Origin of the sequence: Paenibacillus dendritiformis (assembly GCF_945605565.1) — a bacterium.
Classification (GTDB): domain Bacteria; phylum Bacillota; class Bacilli; order Paenibacillales; family Paenibacillaceae; genus Paenibacillus_B; species Paenibacillus_B dendritiformis_A.
The window spans coordinates 1,837,694-1,856,571 of the sequence record NZ_OX216966.1 but is presented as its reverse complement, the minus strand read 5'-3'; the positions used below and the strand labels follow the sequence as shown (position 1 = coordinate 1,856,571).

Here is an 18,878-nt window from a genome sequence, read left to right as displayed (position 1 = left end):
GCCTGGGATCAAGACAATAGGACGCCAGCCGGCGTCCTTTTTCGATACCTTACATTATGTTCCGAATCTTTTGCGGTAGCCGCATTTCCGGCATAATTCTTCAACGGCTTCTCTACGCGAAAATCCTTCATACAGCCGGCTCGCGCGCTCGCCCTCCACGATCTCGGCAAAAGGAGCATGGTGAACATTGCCCAAGCGAATGATGCCTTCGCCGTCCAGACAACACGGGACGACCGTTCCGTCAACCAGCACCGCCGCCTGGCTTCGGAGCGCATGACAGAAGCCCTTGCCGTCATCTTCCGGCGCATCCAGGCTCGGCCATTGGAATTCATAATCCTGATTCAAGTAAATGCGATCCGCGATTTGGATGCCTCCCCCGGGCACCACCTTTTCTTCGATATGGTAGTCCAGGTTAAATTCCTTCTCCAGCATCTCTAAGGTCTCTCGGTTCCTTCGCTTCTGGAGCGACGTGGCATGCGCCGGATTGAGATTCCATAACCGGAAGGAAAAGATCACTTGGTGCTCAGCCGCCTCCCGCACGAAGGATAAAATATCGGACAAGTATTGCTCCCGATTCTCCGATCCTTCATGCCCGTCGAAGCTATGGAGCGAGAAGTTCATCTGCCGAAGCGCCGGCTTGCCGAGCAGCTTGTGCCGGTTCTTCCGGATCAGCGTGCCGTTGGTCGTAATATTGACCTTGAACCCTTTCTCATGGCTGGCGTCCAGCAGTTCATCAATGCGGGGATGGAGCAGCGGCTCGCCTTTGACATGAAGGTAGATATGGCGCGTATGCGGCTTAATCTGGTCAAGAATACGATGGAACGCGTCGAGCTGGACGAACTGCGCTTTCCGTTCCGTCTGCGGACAGAAGCTGCAGGCCAGATTACAGATGCTTGTAATCTCGATATATACTTTTTTAAATGTCCTCAAGTCTATGTTCTCCATTCTATCGCTATCAGTTGTCTCTCTCATTATAGCGATTCGGTGCAAAAATAGATGGAATTCGCTAAAAAAGACGGAGCCTGAAGAAGGGAAGAGATGCAAGACGGAAAAATAGTGCGCTTCAATCGAAGCGCACGCCTAGCACTCTCTTTCATTGGGCCGACAAAGGAAGCGCCGCGGCAGGTTGCGAATGACCGCTGCGAACCCAATCCGGCTTAACAGTTGCCTGACGGGTAATGCTTATACGGGATTTGCGGCTTCGGCTGGAACCGCGTATAAGGATCTTGGTCACGCCATACGTACCGGGGCTTGCAGCGGCACGGGTCGGCGTAGCAGCAGCACGGATCGGGTCTGCATGGGTCGCAATCGTGGCGGTGCGAATGATGCGGTTTGCATTTATCACATTTGCATCCATCATGATGATGATGCTTCCGTTTGCATCTGTCGCATTTGCATCCGTCATGGTGATGATGCTTCGGCTTGCATTTATCACATTTGCATCCGTCATGGTGATGATGCTTCCGCTTGCATTTATCACATTTGCATCCATCATGGTGATGATGCTTCCGCTTGCATTTATCGCATTTGCATCCATCATGGTGATGATGCCTGCTCTTATGGCGATGAGTTTTGCCGCCACAGCCCGGCATATACATCGACGTTTTCTCGCCGCTGCACGTTTTCCATTTTACTTTCACGACCCGTCCCCATTCAATATTGCTCAGCCATTGCTCTAACAAATCCTGACTAATGACGTCATACTTTTTCGTCAAATCGAATTTTAGCTTTTGGCCGCAGCTATATCTGACTTCGACTTCAGCGAGATCAAGCTCCCGAATGGCGTTCATCACTCTCTCATAGCCGCTCATCATCAACATCCTTCATTCCTTTCCCTTTCAAATTTCTGCCGAAGGCGATGAAGCAACAATGACCCGTGACAATAAAGTAAAAGAGGTCTGTCTGATAGGATATTCGCATATCGGTAATGATTGGGAATATATCATTGGGAGGTCATCTATTCGGCTGATGCTATAAAATATGCTTGTATTTCCTATTTGGTAATAGGTAGATTCGCTGGACAATGAGCCTCAATTTCGAACAGGCATGCCAAAAACCGCGTGCCTCGCAGGATGCGCGCGGACAGATGGGGATAACGGACGGCCAAGCTGCCTTCGTGGCACCGCTCACTCCATTTCTTGTGGACGCAAGGCCCCCAACGACCGCGGAGCCGGTTCCTTATCTGCGGTTCGCTGGGCGCCATGCTTGTACCGATGAAGAGAATCGCGGATACTCCCGTCTCCTTCCCTGACTGTCCATCTTCCCCGAATCAGCATGGGGCGGCTAGGATGAGGAATACCCTGGAAGACGTTCATCGCATGCGGCTGCATCGATTTCGGCAGTTCATGGCCGCTATATCTATCGAAGCTCTATGACCATGTCACCGCTTGATATAAAATATGGCATTGGATGCCGCGCGGTCATAGATATGTGGTTCATGCCAACCGCCTGATTTATAGAATAGGGAAGCTAGAAACGCAAACAACCGCCTTCTCTCCAGAGAGGAAGACGGTTGCTGCCCAGCGCCGCGGCTTCATCCGAGCCGAAGGCATCGTGTGCTTACGGAGCATAGGTTCCTTTCAAATATTGATAGGTCTTGTCATAGACCTCCCGCGCGGCCGGGTCATTCGATTCGGCGGCCTGCTTGAGCGTTTTCACCTGCTGATAGAAGGCCTTGAATGAATTCATATACCCGTGCTCCACCCCTTTGTTGAGGTAGGCATAGTACTTCCCGCGCACCGCTTCATTCGTCAGCACCGCGTCCGACATCTCGATCTCGACACCCATACCATGGTCGTAAGCGGCTTGCGCAATCGCGTCCAGCCGATCTTCATCGGTGTTGTGGAAGGTATAGTTCGGCTGCATTAGCGCCGTGTCGAAGCCATTGGCCTTCCAGTCGCTCCAGCCGCGCGCAAAATAATAGGGAATCCACTGCAGCTTCGCCCCTTTGCGGTGCACATAATCCGAGGTCCACCGGATAAGGGCATCCTCATTCACGGTTGTCTGCCGGGACATGAATTCACTGTACCAATAGAAGGCGGGAAGCTCCAAATGCTCGTAGCCAGCCGCAGCCCAACGGCGGTATACTTCATCCACGTACCATGTGACGACCTTCTGCCGGTTGATGAGCGCCTGCTCCTCGCCGACTTCCTTCACGTTCATGTTCTCGCTGACGCCGTCCCCGTCGACATCCCCGAAGTCGCTCTGATCCACGCGCGGATAAGGAATCGTAATGACGACCTTCGCCGTATATTTGCGGTCCTTCCGTGCGGCCTTCGCCTCCCCGACCGCCTGATTCAACGCGCCCAGATCATAATCGTCCCGGAAGAGACGGTTCAGATGCTCCTCCCAGTCCGCTTTGTTCGTCGGCTTGGCCGTATTGGCGGCGAAGTTGGCGCCATTCAGCAGCGGGCCGTACGGCAGGAACACGAAGCCGTCGAACATATAGTCCTGACTGACCTGATTGCGGTCCACATAGGTTACATACGGCTTCAGATCTTCCTTCGTGTAGGAGATCCAATCGGCCGGCTCATACGGCCACGCTCCCGTATAGAGGAGCACCTGATTGCTCATCCTCCCCGCTTCCTTGGAGCCCTGCTTCGGGTAACCGGTGTCCCGCTTCGGCCCCTTGTCCGGATGGAGCTTTTTGCCCCGCTCATCCGGCGAACCCATAACTTCAATCTCGTCCATGAACAGCCACGACTCGACAGGCACCTCCACCTTCACATAGCGGGCCACCGTATGAATGCCATCAATTCCGATCTTCTGCCGAACCGGACCCGCCTCCGTCGTCGGCAGTTGGCTTGCCCCTTCCTTCAGATGCTGCCACTTCATGCCGTCATTCGAGAGCGCGAACTGAACCTTGGACGGGAAAAAGATGCCATTGGCATTGTCCTGCAGCACATGAATATAGATCTCCTCTACGGTAGACGGCGTCTCCAGATCGATCGTAACGATGCGGCTGCCCTGCCACAGCCTTCCCACGAAGGCGCTATCGGAGAAAACGGTGCCGAATTGTCCATCCGTCAGTTGGCGCCCCGTATCGTCCGGGTGCGAGGACTCCGTCTTGCCGAACAGCGCGTCGGGCGGATACGGCGTTGCCAGCGTGTAGCTCTTGCCTGATGCCAGATTAACGGCGGGCGCCGCATTCTTCTTATCCGCCTGCGCCTCGGCCTGTTCCGCGTCATTCGCGCGCGCCATAGGCCCCCAGCCGGCAGAGCCGATAAGCACGATAACCGCAAGCCATACAAGCATCGGCCTTTTCATCGAATCCCATCCCTTCTTGTCGTATAATCCTTGCCTTTTCGTCAATTCCCCCCTTTCTCTTCCGATTGCCGGCCATCACCGAATCAACCGGCTCAAAAAGCTGATGCGGTATTTCTGACGCGGACGGCCCCGGGATGCCCCCTTCTCTTCTCCGACAATATCGACCAGCCCCGCGTCCATCAGAGCCAGCAGGAACCGGTGGACGCTGCGGACCGTGACGCCCAGCACCGCCGCCAGCTCCTGGGCATAGTAATCGACCTTGCCGAAGCGGGTCATATGGGCGATCAGGCGGCTGAGGTAGATCGAGGTCAGTCCCGCCGTCTCCGCCTGCTTCACCAATGCGGCATCGACCAGGGACAGATCGAGCTCATGCGGCTCATTGATCTCCAGCGGGCCGATGACGCTCTCATCCTCGCGGACGATGAAGCACATGCCGCCGCCCCCTTCGCAGGCCAACTGAAGCGACCGCCGCGCATGGACGCCCGCCTCGGCCGCCGAACGTCCGAAGCCGATGCCGATGCTGAGATGAATCCCGTTCATCTTATGGACATTCCGGGCCAGCGGAATCCGCTTATAGCCGCCGGTCTCGCGCTCGAACACGCCTCTCGTGGTCACGAAGGAATATTCTCCGGAGGACTGCTGCGTGATATGCCCGTCCAGATGCTTCACGAAGCTGAGAATGAGATGATGGACATCCTGCTTCAGCCGCTGAATCTCATGCTCGGACACCTGCCGCTCCGCCAGCCTCTCCATCCCGTCGGTCCGGATAAGGCCGACGACGACCTGCCCTTCCTTATTCCTTCGCCATTCTGTTGACAAGAGCGCGCGCTCCAGCGTCACGATAATATCCTGCTCCGTCGGCACGATCCACTCGCACGGAATCCCCTCCCGGGCCAGCTGCAGCGAGACGCTGCGGATCGCCGTGATGGCGCAGCACGAACGGCCGGCCTCATAATGCCCGCGGTGGAATTCGACCAGCTCCTTCCAGGACGGGAGCGGCTCCCCTTCGTAAGCGGTCCACAAATGGCCCAGCTCGCGGAAGGTGGACACGAGCATCTGCCGGCTCAGCGTATCGACCGTGATGGCCGCTACATCCAGCTTGCGCTCCAGGCGGAACAAGACGGCATACAAGCCCGATCCCGTAAGCGGTACGAACAGCGAGGGAATGTCGAATTGATGCTGGTTTTTGGCCAGCTGATAAGAGACGGGCCCGGTGAACAGCAGCACATCCACCTTCTCCGCCAGCTCGCGCGCCAGATCTGGCGCCTCTTCCTCCTGGCGGTAGCTTCTCATGACCGGGTCGAAGGACGGGAAGCCTTTGAGACAATGCTCCATCAGCCCCATCATCGCTTCCGGCCCGATTATGCCGATGCGTATATCCGGCGAGCCCCACAATACTTCCTTCTCATCCATCCACATCATGATGCGCCTCCGTCAGATTATAATGTAGTTCCCGGCGAGCATACCTCTAGAATGAACGGCAGCGAAAGTTGAGCTTCACCTCCGATGTTGTGTATATGTCCATTGTGCCAGGGGCACCGCATGCGAACAAGCCGCCCTGGCGCCCCGACCGCCTAATACAGTTTGCCGAGCACCGACTTGGCCGTCATCTCCAGGAACTGATAGCTTCTCTCCTTGTCCAGCAGCGCGAGCGCCGTCGATAAAATATCGAGCACATGAATCTGCGCCAGCTTGCTGGAGAAGGAGCCTCCCTGCAAGGGACCCTCCTTCGCCATCGTCAGCAGCACGGCATCCGCATAGCGCGTCACCGGCGAGAGGGCGTGACTGGTCAAGCAAATGATGCGCGCTCCCTTCTGCTTGGCAATCGCGACCGAATCGACAAGATCCTTCGTGCTGCCCGACGTCGAGATGGCGATCACGACGTCGCCTTCGCTGGCAAGGGCCGCATTCATGGCGATGATATGCGCATCCGCTTCCGCCACGACCTGGAAGCCGAGCCGCATAAATTTGTATTTGGCGTCCATCGCGGTAATGCCCGAGGACCCGACGCCGAAGAAGTACAGCTTCGCCGCGCCGCCGATCCACTCGATCGCCTTTTGCAGACTCGCTCCGTCCATGAGCGCCGTCGTATTTTGTATCCGCTGCTGATTCAGCGCATTCAGCTTCTTGACGATCGTCTCCAGATGATCCCCTGGCTCCAGATCGCCCGATATCTGCTCTTCCACCGTCCCCAAGTTCTGCGCGAGCGAGAGCTTGAATTCCTGATAGCCCGTATACCCGAGCTTCCGACAGAACCGGATGACGGATGTGTCTCCGACCTCCGCATGCTTGGACAGATCGGTTATCGTATAAAATACGGCCGTCTCCGGATCTTTCAGTACGATGTCCGCCACCTTTTTCTCGGACTTCGTCAGAGACGGATAGATGCTTGATATGCGGAGAATGGAGGATTGATTGATCCCGGCCACTTGGGATCGCCTCATCTCGGTCACCTCTTTCCTTCGTCTTACAGCTTAGCCGGGGGAGCTCCCCTCGCCAAGGCGCCAGCCCCCAGATGCTGGCGCGCTACGGGCCGTACCGGAGCAATACCCCCAGCGCGCCGCTCATATCCTCATGGAGCGCCTCATAGGCTGCCGGCGCATCGTCAATGGCATATTCATGCGTAATTAACGGATTCAGGCGGATGCGTCCCGCCTCCAGCTGACGCACGAATTCCGCCATGTTCCGCCCTTCCGTCCAACGCACATAGGCGTACGGATAATCGATGCCCTGATCCTCATACTGCCGGTCGTAGCGGCCGGGACCCGCGGCGCGGGCGATGACGAAGTCCGCTTCCTTCTGGAAGAACAGCTCGCGCGGGAATTCGATCGGCACATTGCCCACGACCGCGTAGGTGCCGCGGAAGGCCAGCTTCTCCATCGTCGCCGCGATAATGCGCGGGCTGGAGGAATGGGCGACGAGCGCGATGCTGTCGAATCCGCAGCCGGCCGTGAACCGTTCCGCGTAGTCGTCCAGCGCTGCATCGTTGGCGAGATAGGCCGCATCCACCCCGCTCGCCTGCACGGCCGCGATGCGGGCCGGATTCATATCGGTCGCGAATACGCGGTAATTCGCCTGATGGCTGAACTGCGCGATAAGCTGGCCGAGCAGTCCCAGGCCGACCACCCAGACCGATTCGCCGAACTGCCGCCCGAGCCTGCGCACGCTGTGAATCGCCACCGAACCGAGGCCGACCAGCGCCGCTTCGCGCAGCCAGGACTCATCGGACAGCTTCACGCAGAGCTGGCGCGGAACGGACAATTGCTCCGCATGATATACATAAGGGCCGCCGTAGCAGGCCACCCAATCGCCCGGCGCGAGGCCGGTCACCTGCGGCCCGACCTCCAACACTTGGCCGGAGGCGCTGTAACCGAGCTGGAAGCCGTCCGGCACGTCCATTTGATGAATCAGATTCAGCTCGGTGCCGGGACTGATCGAAGAATATCTGACCTTCACCAGCACCCGGGCCGGGTGCGAAGCGGACAAGATCGGCGCTTCGGCTTCCTCCAGCACGGCCTGCCGCTGCCTTACTACGATTTGTCTCATCGGAATGTAACGCCTCCTCGAATACCTTGATCTGCTTGCCGTCGTCCGGTCATTGACCGCCGGACTCCGCCTCCTCCTGTCAGCCTTCCTGCGCCACGGCTTCGAACGCCAATGCCGCCATCATGCCGGCGAACCCGGCCGCCTTGCGGAAGGTGGTCGTCACCGGCGTCCGATCCGGCTCCTCGTGCCGGATGTTCGGCCGGAACAAGGCCGTGCCCCGGGCGCTGACATCGTCCGCGACTTCCGCAAAGCGCCTCCGCCCGATCTCGCGGATCTCCGGCCGGGTCCCGCAGCGCCAGAGCGCCATATACAGCTCCCAGCCGAGCGTCCAATCGCGGGTCCACCACGGCGCTTCCGTCTCTTCCGTCGGCGGCTGCCGGATCGCCTCAATCATCGTATCCACCGCTTCCGCGGATACGCGGCTCCAGGCCGCGCGCTGCTCTTCCGGCAGCAGCGGCGCAACGATCGCGCCCAGGCCGACGATCGTTGCCTGGTACAGCACGCTGTTCCCCATCACGACCGAGCCGTCCCAGCGTTCAATATACGGCCACCAGCCAGGGGCATGGCGGCCGAAGCGGTTCATCAGATGGACCAACACGTCCTCCACCTTCTGCAAGAAGACCGCCTCGCCGGTCAGCTCATAGGCCCGGCCGAACGTATGCGCCGCATACATGTCGCCGTTCAAGACGTCGAAATCCTCGCCCGGCCGCTTGAGCACCACGCCCGGATTCTGCTCCGCCACCTGCGTCAGCAGATACTCGGCCGAACGCACCAGGCTCTGCTTCGCCTCCGGGCTCCCGGTCGTCCGGTGCACATAATACAAGCTGTCCGACGCCGCTCCGACCTCAGCGATATCGACAGGCGGCTGCTCCCCCTGCTTGACGTAGTAAGGCTGGGAATAGCCCCCGCTCGGAAGCTGGCGGCGGTGCACATCCTTCGCCAGCTCGCAGGCAATGTCCGCTCCGTCCCCGCCGCGCAGCAGCCAATCCTGCGCATAGAAGCTGGCGACGGCGGCCGTCGTGCAGCAGCTCGCCCGATCCCCGAGCTCGTCATCCAAAATGTAAAGCGCTCCGGTATCCTCCTCCCGCCGCAGCAGCCCGTCGAAGTAAAGCTTCAAATGAGGGTCAAGCCGGGAAAAAAGATGTTGCATCGCAATCCTCTCCTTGCCGTATTATGCAATCTCGTTATTTCATTCCGGTCAGCGTGATCCCTTGAATAAATACTTTTTGCACGAAGAAATACAAAATCACGATCGGGATCGTGAACAGGGCGGCAGCCGCCATCAGCATGCCCCATTCGATGTTATATTCGCCGATAAAGGCTTTCAGCCCGACGGATAAGGTCCATTTGGCCGGATCGTTCAAATAAATGAGCGGCATCTGATAATCCTTCCATGAACCAAGGAATACGAGCAGCCCGACCGTGAACAGCGCCGGCTTCGACAGCGGCAGAATCATCTGCCAGTAAATCCGGAACTCCGAGGCGCCGTCGATCTTGGCCGACTCGGTCAACTCATAAGGGATACCCATGAAGAACTGGCGCAGCAGGAAAATGTAGTAGGCCGCCCCGAAGAAGGCGGGCAGAATCAGCGGCCAGAACGTATTGACCAGATCCATCTTGTTGTACAGCACATAGAGCGGAATCATCGTCGTCTGGGACGGCAGCATAATCGTGCCCATCATGATCATGAACAGGATGTTCCGGCCCTTGAACGGAATCCGGGCGAAGCCGTACGCGACCAGCGGGGCGGCAATCAGCTCGCCCAGCACGCACATCAGCGAGATGAACACGGTATTCAGCGTATATTGGAAGAACGGAATCGCGTTCACCGCATTCGAATAATTGTCCCAAAAGAAGCGCTCCGGCCACCAGACGAACGGAACGGCAAAAATCTCATCTATCGACTTCACGGACGTTAAGAGCAAGTACGCAAACGGGCCGAGGAAAAATATTCCCGCCAGCATCAGCAGCCCATGCTTGACGATACTGCGGAACGAACGGCTGGCAGAGCTCCGCCGCATCGGCGCAGCGTGGCCTCCGGGTCTCAGGGCTGTCGCAGGATTCGGCATTATTTCTCACCTCCGTAGTACACCCAACGGGCCGATGTCCGGAAGATGAGCAGCGTGAACGTCATGACGACCAGGAACAGAATCCAGGCCATCGCGGCCGCATACCCCATGTTGAGGAAGGAGAACGCCTGCTGGTACAAATAAATGGAATAGAAGAGCAGCGAGTTCTCCGGCCCTCCGATCGATTGGGACGCCTCTGCGAACACCATGCCTTCCGTAAAATATTGAAAAGACCCGATCAGCATCATAATTAACTGGAAGAGCGTCATCGGCGAAATCGCCGGGAAGGTAATCGACCAGAATTTGCGCCAGCGGCTGGCTCCGTCCATCTCGGCGGCCTCATAAAAAATCTGCGGCACGTCCTGCAGCGCGGCCAGATACATGACCGTAATCGTTCCGGTTCCCCAGAAGCCCATCAAAATGAGCGACGGCTTCGTCCAATCCGGATCGACCAGCCAGTTCGGGCCGACGATTCCGATGCTCTTCAGCAGCATATTGATCAGCCCGTACTGCGAATTCAGAATCCACAGCCACAGCAGCGAGCCGGCGACGGCCGGAACGAGTGTCGGCAGAAAATAGATGGTACGGTATATGCTTTGACCCTTTATTTTCATATTCAGAAGCAGTGCCATCCCGAGCGCGAACGCCATATGCGGGACGACGCCGAACACCGTAATATACAGCGTGTTATACATGGACAAGAAAAACTTGTCGTCGTGGAACAGGTCCCGGTAATTCTGCATTCCGACCCATGTCGGCGACGAGAACAAATTATATTCCGTCATGCTGTAATAGAACGAGGTCACGATCGGATAAAGCTGAAACACCAAAAAACCGATAATCCATGGGCTCGTGAACAGCAAGCCGATGATCAATGTCTTCCGTTCTCTTTTGCGAATGCCGATGATGTTGCTGTTGTTGTCCATTCTCCCGCCTCCTTCCTGTCGTCTGCCTTCGCAAATCCCCTCTTGCCTGGCCTTGGAAGGCAAAGCGTCCTCGAATCAAGGCCACGGGCAGGAGGGGGGGCCGAAGCGTCCCGGCCACACCGTGTTTATTGCTTTTGAGCTGCCTTGTCTGCAAGCGGCTGAATTTTTTGCGCGACTTTATCCATCGCTTCCTGCGGCGACTGCGTGCCCTTCAGCGCTTTCTCCGTCTCCTCCGACAGCGCTTGTAAATATTCATTAATGTACGAGCTGTTCGGGAAGCCTTGCAGGTTCTCGCTCTTCGCCGCTTCCAGGAACGGAATCATCGTCTTGTTCGCATCCGCGCGGAGACGCTCGTCATCCAGCGCCGCCTTAATGGTCGGAATGACCTTCGCTTCCAGAGCGAACTCAATCTGCGCCTCCTGGGTCATCAGATACTTCATGAATTCCCACGCTTCCGCCGGATGCTTCGCCTTGACCGGAATAAATATGGCGCGCGGGCTAACCATTCCCGCTCCCTTCAGCTCCGGCTTCGCGGCAGGATAAGGGAACGGAGCTACGCCGATCGGGCCGTCCTCCGCCCGTTCATCGCGGAAGTTGTACTCCCAGCCGATATACATGGCCAACTGGCCCGTCAGCATCGGATCCTGCGGCGTGCCGCGCTTGCCCATGCCGGACTTGAACTTCGCGATCTGGTCGGCGCCGAATTCGTCATAGAAGGAACGCTGGTACGCGATCGCCTCGACGTTGGCCGGATCGTTCGGCGTCACTTTGCCCGTGCTCTCGTCATACCAGGATCCGCCGAAGATGACCGGCCAGAACACGTTGTCAATCCACGGATAATCCGGGATAAATCCGATCTGCTTGATGTTGCCGCTGCCATCCCGCTTCGTCAGCTGCTTAGCCGTCTCGAACATTTGCTCCAGCGTCTCTGGAGGCGCCGTAATACCCGCTTCCTCAAATGCCTTTTTGTTATACATGAGCGAGTTGGCCATGCTCATCGTGAACGGCATTCCGTAATATTTGCCGTGGATGCTCATGCGCTCGGCCGCGGCCGGGATGAGCGCATTCACGTCGAAGCCGTCCTTCTGAATGTTATCGGACAGATCCATGACGGCGCCCGCTTCGGCCCAAGGCCCGATGTTGTTCCAGAACGTCAGCAGAATATCCGGGGCCGCTCCGCCGGAGATGGCCGTCAATTGCTTCGTGCTGTCCTGATTGCCCAAAATTTTGACCGAAATCCGATCCTGGCTCTTGTTGAAGCTCTCCACGACCTTGTTGATCGGACCCGCATCAGTGTCGGTGTACGTATGCCAGAAGGTAATCTCCACCTTCTCTCCCTGCTCCTTGCCCGCTTCCCCGGAAGGGGCCGACGGATTCGCCCCATTGGAGTCCGAGCCGCCGCTGCATCCCGCCAGTATGGTAAGCAGCATTCCGACGGAGCATAGTAACGCCAACGCTTTTTTTCTCATCTGTGTCATCATAGACGCCTCCCTTTCTCCATTCGATTAGGTGAACAAGCCGAATGACGGAATTCTATTCCTTCGCTTGCCAGCACATGGATGAAAGCCTCACCTCCTCCAATTTTGCAGTCCACCGGATCGCACCGGCATTTTTTACCGAAATAGTGGATTCCGCTTCCCAATAACGAAAAAATGATGGATATCTCTTCCTTTTTCGATGAAAAAAAATATCCGCTAGTCGTCACGGGCAGCATATTGTTCTATCTTCTTCATGGAAATAACGCATCCGATTCCCGGCCCCGCCGGCAATTGAACCTCGCCCTCCTTGATAACGGGCCCCGTCTCGACCGGATCATCGCTCAGGAACATCGGACCGTTCAAATCGGCCGGATAGGCGATCTCCAAGTATTGGAACAGCCAGCCGCTGGCCGTCAAGCCGAGTCTCGACTCCGTCAGCCCGCCGCCGAGCAGATCCAGCCCCGCATCGCGGGCCATCTCGCCGCAGCGCTTGGCCCCGGCCAATCCGCCCATCTTCGTCACCTTGATGACGACGGTATCGCATGCCTCCGTCCGAATCGCCTGCATCAGATCCCCGGGCGTCCAGACGCTCTCGTCCAATGCGATCGGAAGCGCCGTCTTGCGGCGCAGCTCGGCGTGCCCGTGCAGCTGGTTGGCAGGCAGCGGCTGCTCGAACACATCGACCCCGATCCGCTCCATCTGCTTCGCCAGCTTGACGGCCTGCGGCAGATTGTAGGCCTGATTCGCATCTGCCCGGAAGTATAACCCCGGCGCTTCGCTCTTCACGGCCTCCACAATCGCGAGGTCCCGCTTCGGGTCGAGCCCGATCTTGACATCGACCGCTTCGTAGCCGTTCGCTGCGGCGTATGCCGCCTTGCGCGCCGCTTCCTCCGGGCTGGCCGTGCTAATGAGGTACGACAGCTTCAGCCCCGGATTCGGAGCCGAGTACCACAGCTCCGCCAGATTGCGCCCCTCTGCGGCGCCGATCAGATCATGCAGCGCCATATCGATGGCCGCCTTCGCAATCGGCTGGCCGCTGTCCAGCCCCGGCCGGATCTCCCGGTTCATCACCCGTTGGATCGTCCTCCAATCCTTGGCCTCCAGGCCGATCAGCGCCGGGCGAAGATAACGCGAGATCGTGCTTGTAACCGTTTGCAAAGTTTCGTAGCTCCAACGGGGGCTCGGTCTTGCCTCCCCCCATCCGCAGACGCCGTTGTCCGCGGTAATTCGCACATATACATGAGGCGCCCCTTGGCTGGCTTCACCTACAGCTCCATTGGATATCGTGAACGATTGGCTCATCGGCAGGAGAAGAGGAAACACGTCGATACGGGCAATTATCATAGCATCATCCCCCTTGGTTCGTTCCGCCATATACTTGATCACATCATACTCGATACATGAGCACAAATCTTCAGTTTGCCTATTTAAAGACGAATTTTTCTCCACTCCGGGATCGCTTGGAAAGGGGCTGGCAGCGGGCTTGCTTCCAGTCCGCTCGGGTGCTTGGCGCTTGCACCCCGCTCCCCTCCGCCAAGACCAAGCTCGAAGCAGCGGCGGTCCGGGGAGTGAAGGACAGTGCAGCCCTGTTCTTCTCGACCGGCCAGTCCGGGACCGAATAGCAGCCGTCCGCAGGACACTTTCGTAATCGGCTTCGATGCTAGACGCTTGAGTACCTCCTCATCGCGTTCCCCGTGCTTGCGCAGCTATTGCTTGCGTATATCTTGCTTGCGTTTCACTTACTTACGTACCTCTTGCCTTCGTTCCCCTTGCTTGCATACTTCTTGCTTGCATTCTTCTTGCTTGCATTCTTCTTGCTTGCGTTCCTCTTGCTTGCGTTCCTCTTGCTTGCGTTCTTCTCGATCGGATAATGCGGGATGCGTACACAGTCTGACAGTCTGTATGCTGCTGGTTCTCCCGTCGAAAACTGCAATAATGCAGTTTTTCCGGGGAAGCCGCTTCTCACCAAAGTGAAGCCTGCAATAATGCAGCAATTTTGCGTGCTTGGGCTTGGAAGGAGGACTTTTCGAGGGAAATGATGTAGATTTGCAGGATTGGTGCCTAATATTTGCTATAAAGCAAAAAATTACTGTACTTTTGCAGGATTCCTGTTATGGGAAGAGGGGGAGATGAGGTGGAATCCGGCCCTGCCCATTAAAAAGAGCCTTGGCGGATACCGCCAAGACTCTTCTTCTCACCTATTGGATCCATTAAGCCGTGTAGATTCGGTACATCGACAGGTTCTCCTCATCCATCGCGCGGGACGCCTCGACGGCTTCACGCACGCTCTTCTTGTTCTGAATCATCTCATAGCCGAGACGCAGTACGAACATAAGCGCCGAGGTGCCTTCCGGGTAGTCGTCCGGTCCGATATACATCTTGCATCCCGCGTCCAGGAAGGCTTGCGCCAATGCCGGATCGCCCAGGGAGCACCCGTTGCCGATGACGATGTGATGATCCAGCTTCGCATACCGCCGAATCTCCTCCGGGCCGTAATCCCCGCGCGGCTCATCCTCCTCATAGACGTCCTCTCCCAATTCCGGCATGCAGAATTGTCCTTCATCGCCATGGAAGTTGAGGATAATCAGGTCCATGCCTGGGTACAGATCCTCTCCCGACAGCACCGCATTGAAATCACTCGGTCTTCCAATCCAATACGTAAATACCCGTGCTCCAAAATATTCCAAAGCCGCACGGATCGCTTGCGTGTCCATATCGCAATCCGGGCCGCACACCAAGGCGACGTTCATTTCCGGTCTACTCATACTTATCTCCTCCTCAAATAGGTTAACCATCTATCCGGAATATGTTGCCGGATAGCAGGAGGAGCCCGGGCCCGGTCTGCGGAAGCAATGCGTTAGAGGTGAATCGATAGTTTCATTGAAATAATAACTCCTTCTATAATCGTAATGATGGTAAATATATCTAGCATCCTATCATACATACGCTGCCGCTGTCAAAATCATCCTTCCGGATGGTTGCCCGCAATGATCAGGCTGCGGTTCCCGCGCTGAACCGGCGGGATGATCATATATCCGGCACGCGAGCCTTCGATGGGCTGGAGCGTATAGCGTTCACCCTCCGGCTGCAGCGTCACGGTCCCGGGCGCGACATGGCGAATATCCGGCAAATAGATGATTGTCGGCGCCTCGCTCTCGCCCGCTTCCTCCCAGCGCATGCTGAAGGAGCCGACCCCATGCTCGTAGCGGTACTGCTTCAGCTTGCCGGCGACTGCCATCGGATAGCCGCGCCGCACGCCGAGGAAGGACGGGCTGCGGTCCATATCCGGCGTGTAATCCCAATAGGCGTCGCTGCAGAGCAGCTTCTCCAGCAGGCGCTGGATATGAAGCGATACATGCCCCGTGTCGCGCGAGCCATAGAACGCGCCCCATTCGCCGACAAGCAGCGGCATCTCCAGCCGCTCTCGCGTCTCTTCGTGGCGGCTCAGAATCAGCTCCAGCCGCGCGTCGTTCGCCGTATGCGCCAGCTCCGTATCGGTTACCAGATCATAGGCGTGCGGCGCATACACCTGCTGCTCGTCGCGAATGCCGTCCTGGCTGATCACCGGCTCAATCATGCTGCGGGTGCCCAGATTGGAGAAATAATTCGTCTCCAGGAACAGCATGCCGTGCGCGTCCGTCTCCCGAATCGCTGCCGCCACCTTCCGGTACAGCGCGGAGAGAGCCGTCGCCTCAAAGGCTTGCAGCACCGGGCTTGGAGCATCGACCACCTGCCGGAACAGCTCCGCGTCCTCCAGCAGGCCGAGCGCCGCCTGCTTCCGTTCCGGATTCATCCAGGCCGCGAGCATCTCCGCCGGATCGGCCTCCCCATACCGTGCGGCATACAGCTCCGCATATTGGGCCAAGATCGCGGCCATCGCCTGCTCCGCCCCGCTGCCGATAAACGGCTCATTGATGAGATCATAGCCGATAACATTGGGCTCCCCATGCAGCTTCCGTGCCAGATGCCCCCACGCCTGCGCAAAATGATCCTGAATCCCGACCCCGTCGGAAGCCGGCGTATTCCGCCAGAAATGATCGAACGCCCTCTGGACCGCTTTGTTGAACAAATACGCATCGCTCCATACCTGTCCCGGCTCATACAGCTCCCCATCGGTGAAGGTCGCCCAGGCAGGAGCGCCGTTGCCGAACAGCGTGCTGTACAGATCCTGATGCATATCAAGGAAGACCCGGATCTGATGCTGATGCGCCAGCCGGATCAAGCGCCGGTGCGCCTCGATATATTCGTCGTCGTAGACGCCAGGCTCCGGCTCCAGCGCATTCCAGTTCATGCCGAGACGGATGACATTGAGCCCCCAACGGCGAAGCCGGGCGAAGTCTTCATCGCTCCAGTCGCCTATCCAGTGGCGGCTCTCCTCTTTGCACACCATGTTGACGCCATGCAGCAGCACCTGCCGACCGGCATCGTCAATGAACCGCGTCCCGCGTACGCGCAAGCCCAATCCCGATTGTCCCGATTGCTCCATCCGTTCCATCCTCCTCGTTAGCGTATGCCATGCCGACAGACAAGGCCGATCAGTTCCATCCTGCCAAGCTAGATCAGTCCCGCCCTACCAAGCTAGCCTACCATGATACTTTCCCTACGCCATCTTCTATCTGAATCGTTACGCCACACGGTTCCGACAAGACGGCCATCCTGGTCAATACCTCGCAGGAAGCAGCCAATTGGGGCCACCCTCTCCGGTACCTTGGCCGCCCGCTGCCAAGCTCAAGCGGGTAGAGGGTCAATTCCGTCAGCTTGCCGTTCCTCATCTTCCAATAAGGGATGACGGATTGCCAGACTTCCGCATCGGCCGCAAGGCCGGTTGTACCATGCTGACTTCGCGCATCATAGGCGTCCGCCGGACGATGCTGATGTCCTAATCCATATTTCTCATAAAAATCAGCAGGCTGGCGCAGGAACGAATCATTCTGAAAAATGAAATTGCCCAAGCTGTAGAAAATAGGGCGATCCTTGTACACCTCGATGCCCCTCACGATATGGGGACCATGGCCAACGACAGCATGAGCCCCTTCGTCAATGCATAATCTGGCGAATTCGACGACGAACTCGGCCGGGCGATCGAAGCTCCTGCCTTGCGGCTGGTGAGCATGGATACTCACGATGACGTAATCCGCCTGTCTTCTCGCCTCGCGAATGGAGCGGACGATCCTGTCCACGTCTCCCTTATGCAGCCGGCAAGACGCTCCTTCATGCTCCCCTTCTGTAAACAGATATGCCCCAAATGGAACCGTTCCTTCCGGATGCTCCTTCATATACCCTTTCTGCACCATAAGTATATAAGGATCATTGATATGCGAGGCTTCTGCGATGCATCTCAATTGCTCCAGCCTCGAACGATGAAGCGTATACATGACATGATGCCGCAATCCATTGACGCCTGGCCTCCCGATCATATCCGGGCGCTGCTCCCCCGCCATCCATGTCGGATCGAAGCTCGCCGTCGCTGCAATCAGCCCGACCCGGCCGGAGGCCGTCTCCAAATAGCGCGGCTCGCTTGCGCTTGCCAGATCTTTTCCGGCTCCTGCATGAACCAGTTCGTGCTGATCTAAATATTTCTCGGTTGCTTCCAATCCCCCATACGAGTAATCAAGCGTATGATTGTTCGCCCAGGCCACCAGATTGAAGCCATACCTCAAGAGATCACCCAGCATCTCAGGAGAAGCCATCGCCCAGGATCCTCCGCTCACGGCGGACGGAAATCCTTCCATTCGGCGCACGGTCGTCTCCAGATTCGTGAACCGCACATCCGCTTGCTGGATAATCGACGCCACATCCCGACAAGCTTGGTCATTCGGGGGCAGACGCCGGGAGATAAGACTGTCGCCAGTTGCGGCAAAGCTGATCGATCCCGTCATGGACACCTCCGGTACGATATGTATTGGTCTTGACGCGAAAATAGGCCAACCAGAATATTCCGGTTGACCCCATCATACAAAAAAGACGCCAGCAAAGAAATATATTCTATGCGAACTGCGTTCGCGATCCGCCGCCTGCTTGACCGCATACGCTGGCAAAACGCCGATTAGCCAGAACGGAACAACGCCCCTGACACATAACCTGTGCAGGGGCGTTCTCCACATCATCGTTGCCGGCCGCCGTTGGCGTCAAATGACGCGGAACGTCGCCGTTGCGAGAGAACCAAGCTTGCCGTCAGCTCCGAATACTTGCCCGGTGCATGTAATCGACCGGCGCGTCTCATGCACAATGTCCGCCGTGACGCGCAGCTCGCCCTCATGCAGCGGTGCAACGAAGTGAACGTTCAAGTTCGATGTCACCGTATTCTCCCCGGGACGAGCCAGCATCGTGGCCAAGCCCATGGCGTTGTCGAGCAGGGAGGACACCACGCCGCCATGCACGATGTTGATGGCATTCATATGATGCCGCCCGGCATCCAGCTTCAGGACGACCTTGCCGGGCTCGGCCGTGACCACCTCGCACCCAAGATAGTCCCAGAAGGTGCCCCGTACTTGCTCGAACAGCTGTTCAAGCGGCACGCCGCCAATGGACGCGGGGGTTGCCGATTGTCGCTTCATTTTTTCTCACCTCCGCCGTTCCTTCGTTCATTGCCA

General features: G+C 57.5%; 16 protein-coding genes. 1 reads left to right on the top strand and 15 read right to left on the bottom strand.

What is annotated here, in order from left to right:
• Positions 1–54 precede the first annotated feature (54 nt).
• From NNL35_RS08015 to NNL35_RS07965, 11 genes are all read right to left on the bottom strand, one after another.
• Positions 55–930, bottom strand: coding sequence for a radical SAM/SPASM domain-containing protein (locus NNL35_RS08015; RefSeq protein WP_254553219.1), 876 nt, complete (start codon positions 928–930; stop codon positions 55–57).
• A 163-nt stretch (positions 931–1,093) separates the two neighbouring features.
• Positions 1,094–1,582: a hypothetical protein gene (locus NNL35_RS08010; protein ID WP_254553217.1), complete on the bottom strand. Its 489-nt coding sequence runs from the start codon at positions 1,580–1,582 to the stop codon at positions 1,094–1,096.
• A gap of 977 nt (positions 1,583–2,559) precedes the next feature.
• Complete coding sequence (locus NNL35_RS08005; protein ID WP_254553215.1) at positions 2,560–4,266, bottom strand: DUF4855 domain-containing protein; 1,707 nt, start codon at positions 4,264–4,266, stop codon at positions 2,560–2,562.
• Between the two features lie 75 nt (positions 4,267–4,341).
• Positions 4,342–5,688: a helix-turn-helix domain-containing protein gene (locus NNL35_RS08000; RefSeq protein WP_254553213.1), complete on the bottom strand. Its 1,347-nt coding sequence runs from the start codon at positions 5,686–5,688 to the stop codon at positions 4,342–4,344.
• A gap of 152 nt (positions 5,689–5,840) precedes the next feature.
• Positions 5,841–6,710: a MurR/RpiR family transcriptional regulator gene (locus tag NNL35_RS07995; protein WP_254553211.1), complete on the bottom strand. Its 870-nt coding sequence runs from the start codon at positions 6,708–6,710 to the stop codon at positions 5,841–5,843.
• Positions 6,711–6,792: 82 nt separating this feature from the next.
• A complete protein-coding gene (locus NNL35_RS07990; protein WP_254553209.1) occupies positions 6,793–7,812 on the bottom strand; it encodes a zinc-dependent alcohol dehydrogenase in 1,020 nt (339 codons plus the stop codon).
• 79 nt (positions 7,813–7,891) lie between these two features.
• Positions 7,892–8,962, bottom strand: coding sequence for a hypothetical protein (locus NNL35_RS07985; RefSeq protein WP_254553207.1), 1,071 nt, complete (start codon positions 8,960–8,962; stop codon positions 7,892–7,894).
• Between the two features lie 34 nt (positions 8,963–8,996).
• On the bottom strand, positions 8,997–9,881 hold the full coding sequence (locus NNL35_RS07980) for a carbohydrate ABC transporter permease (protein ID WP_377633207.1): 885 nt from the start codon (positions 9,879–9,881) through the stop codon (positions 8,997–8,999).
• Positions 9,881–10,807, bottom strand: coding sequence for a carbohydrate ABC transporter permease (locus NNL35_RS07975; protein ID WP_254553205.1), 927 nt, complete (start codon positions 10,805–10,807; stop codon positions 9,881–9,883). The genes NNL35_RS07980 and NNL35_RS07975 overlap by 1 nt, the downstream gene beginning before the upstream one ends.
• Positions 10,808–10,932: 125 nt before the next feature.
• A complete protein-coding gene (locus NNL35_RS07970; RefSeq protein WP_244918722.1) occupies positions 10,933–12,285 on the bottom strand; it encodes an ABC transporter substrate-binding protein in 1,353 nt (450 codons plus the stop codon).
• A 216-nt stretch (positions 12,286–12,501) separates the two neighbouring features.
• On the bottom strand, positions 12,502–13,629 hold the full coding sequence (locus tag NNL35_RS07965) for a mandelate racemase/muconate lactonizing enzyme family protein (RefSeq protein WP_254553202.1): 1,128 nt from the start codon (positions 13,627–13,629) through the stop codon (positions 12,502–12,504).
• A gap of 116 nt (positions 13,630–13,745) precedes the next feature.
• Here NNL35_RS07965 and NNL35_RS07960 point away from each other — a divergent pair, with 116 nt between their 5' ends.
• Complete coding sequence (locus NNL35_RS07960; protein WP_254553200.1) at positions 13,746–13,907, top strand: hypothetical protein; 162 nt, start codon at positions 13,746–13,748, stop codon at positions 13,905–13,907.
• Between the two features lie 588 nt (positions 13,908–14,495).
• Here NNL35_RS07960 and NNL35_RS07955 read toward each other — a convergent pair.
• The 4 genes from NNL35_RS07955 to NNL35_RS07940 form a co-directional block, all read right to left on the bottom strand.
• Complete coding sequence (locus tag NNL35_RS07955) at positions 14,496–15,050, bottom strand: delta-aminolevulinic acid dehydratase (RefSeq protein WP_254553198.1); 555 nt, start codon at positions 15,048–15,050, stop codon at positions 14,496–14,498.
• Between the two features lie 197 nt (positions 15,051–15,247).
• The gene (locus tag NNL35_RS07950; protein WP_254553196.1) at positions 15,248–16,771 is read right to left on the bottom strand and encodes a glycoside hydrolase family 5 protein; all 1,524 of its coding nucleotides are present in this window, start codon (positions 16,769–16,771) and stop codon (positions 15,248–15,250) included.
• Positions 16,772–16,868: 97 nt separating this feature from the next.
• A complete protein-coding gene (locus NNL35_RS07945; protein WP_254553193.1) occupies positions 16,869–18,164 on the bottom strand; it encodes a CapA family protein in 1,296 nt (431 codons plus the stop codon).
• Positions 18,165–18,413: 249 nt separating this feature from the next.
• Positions 18,414–18,842 carry a PaaI family thioesterase gene (locus NNL35_RS07940; protein ID WP_254553191.1) on the bottom strand — a complete coding sequence of 143 codons (429 nt, stop codon included), beginning with the start codon at positions 18,840–18,842 and terminating at the stop codon, positions 18,414–18,416.
• Positions 18,843–18,878: the final 36 nt, after the last annotated feature.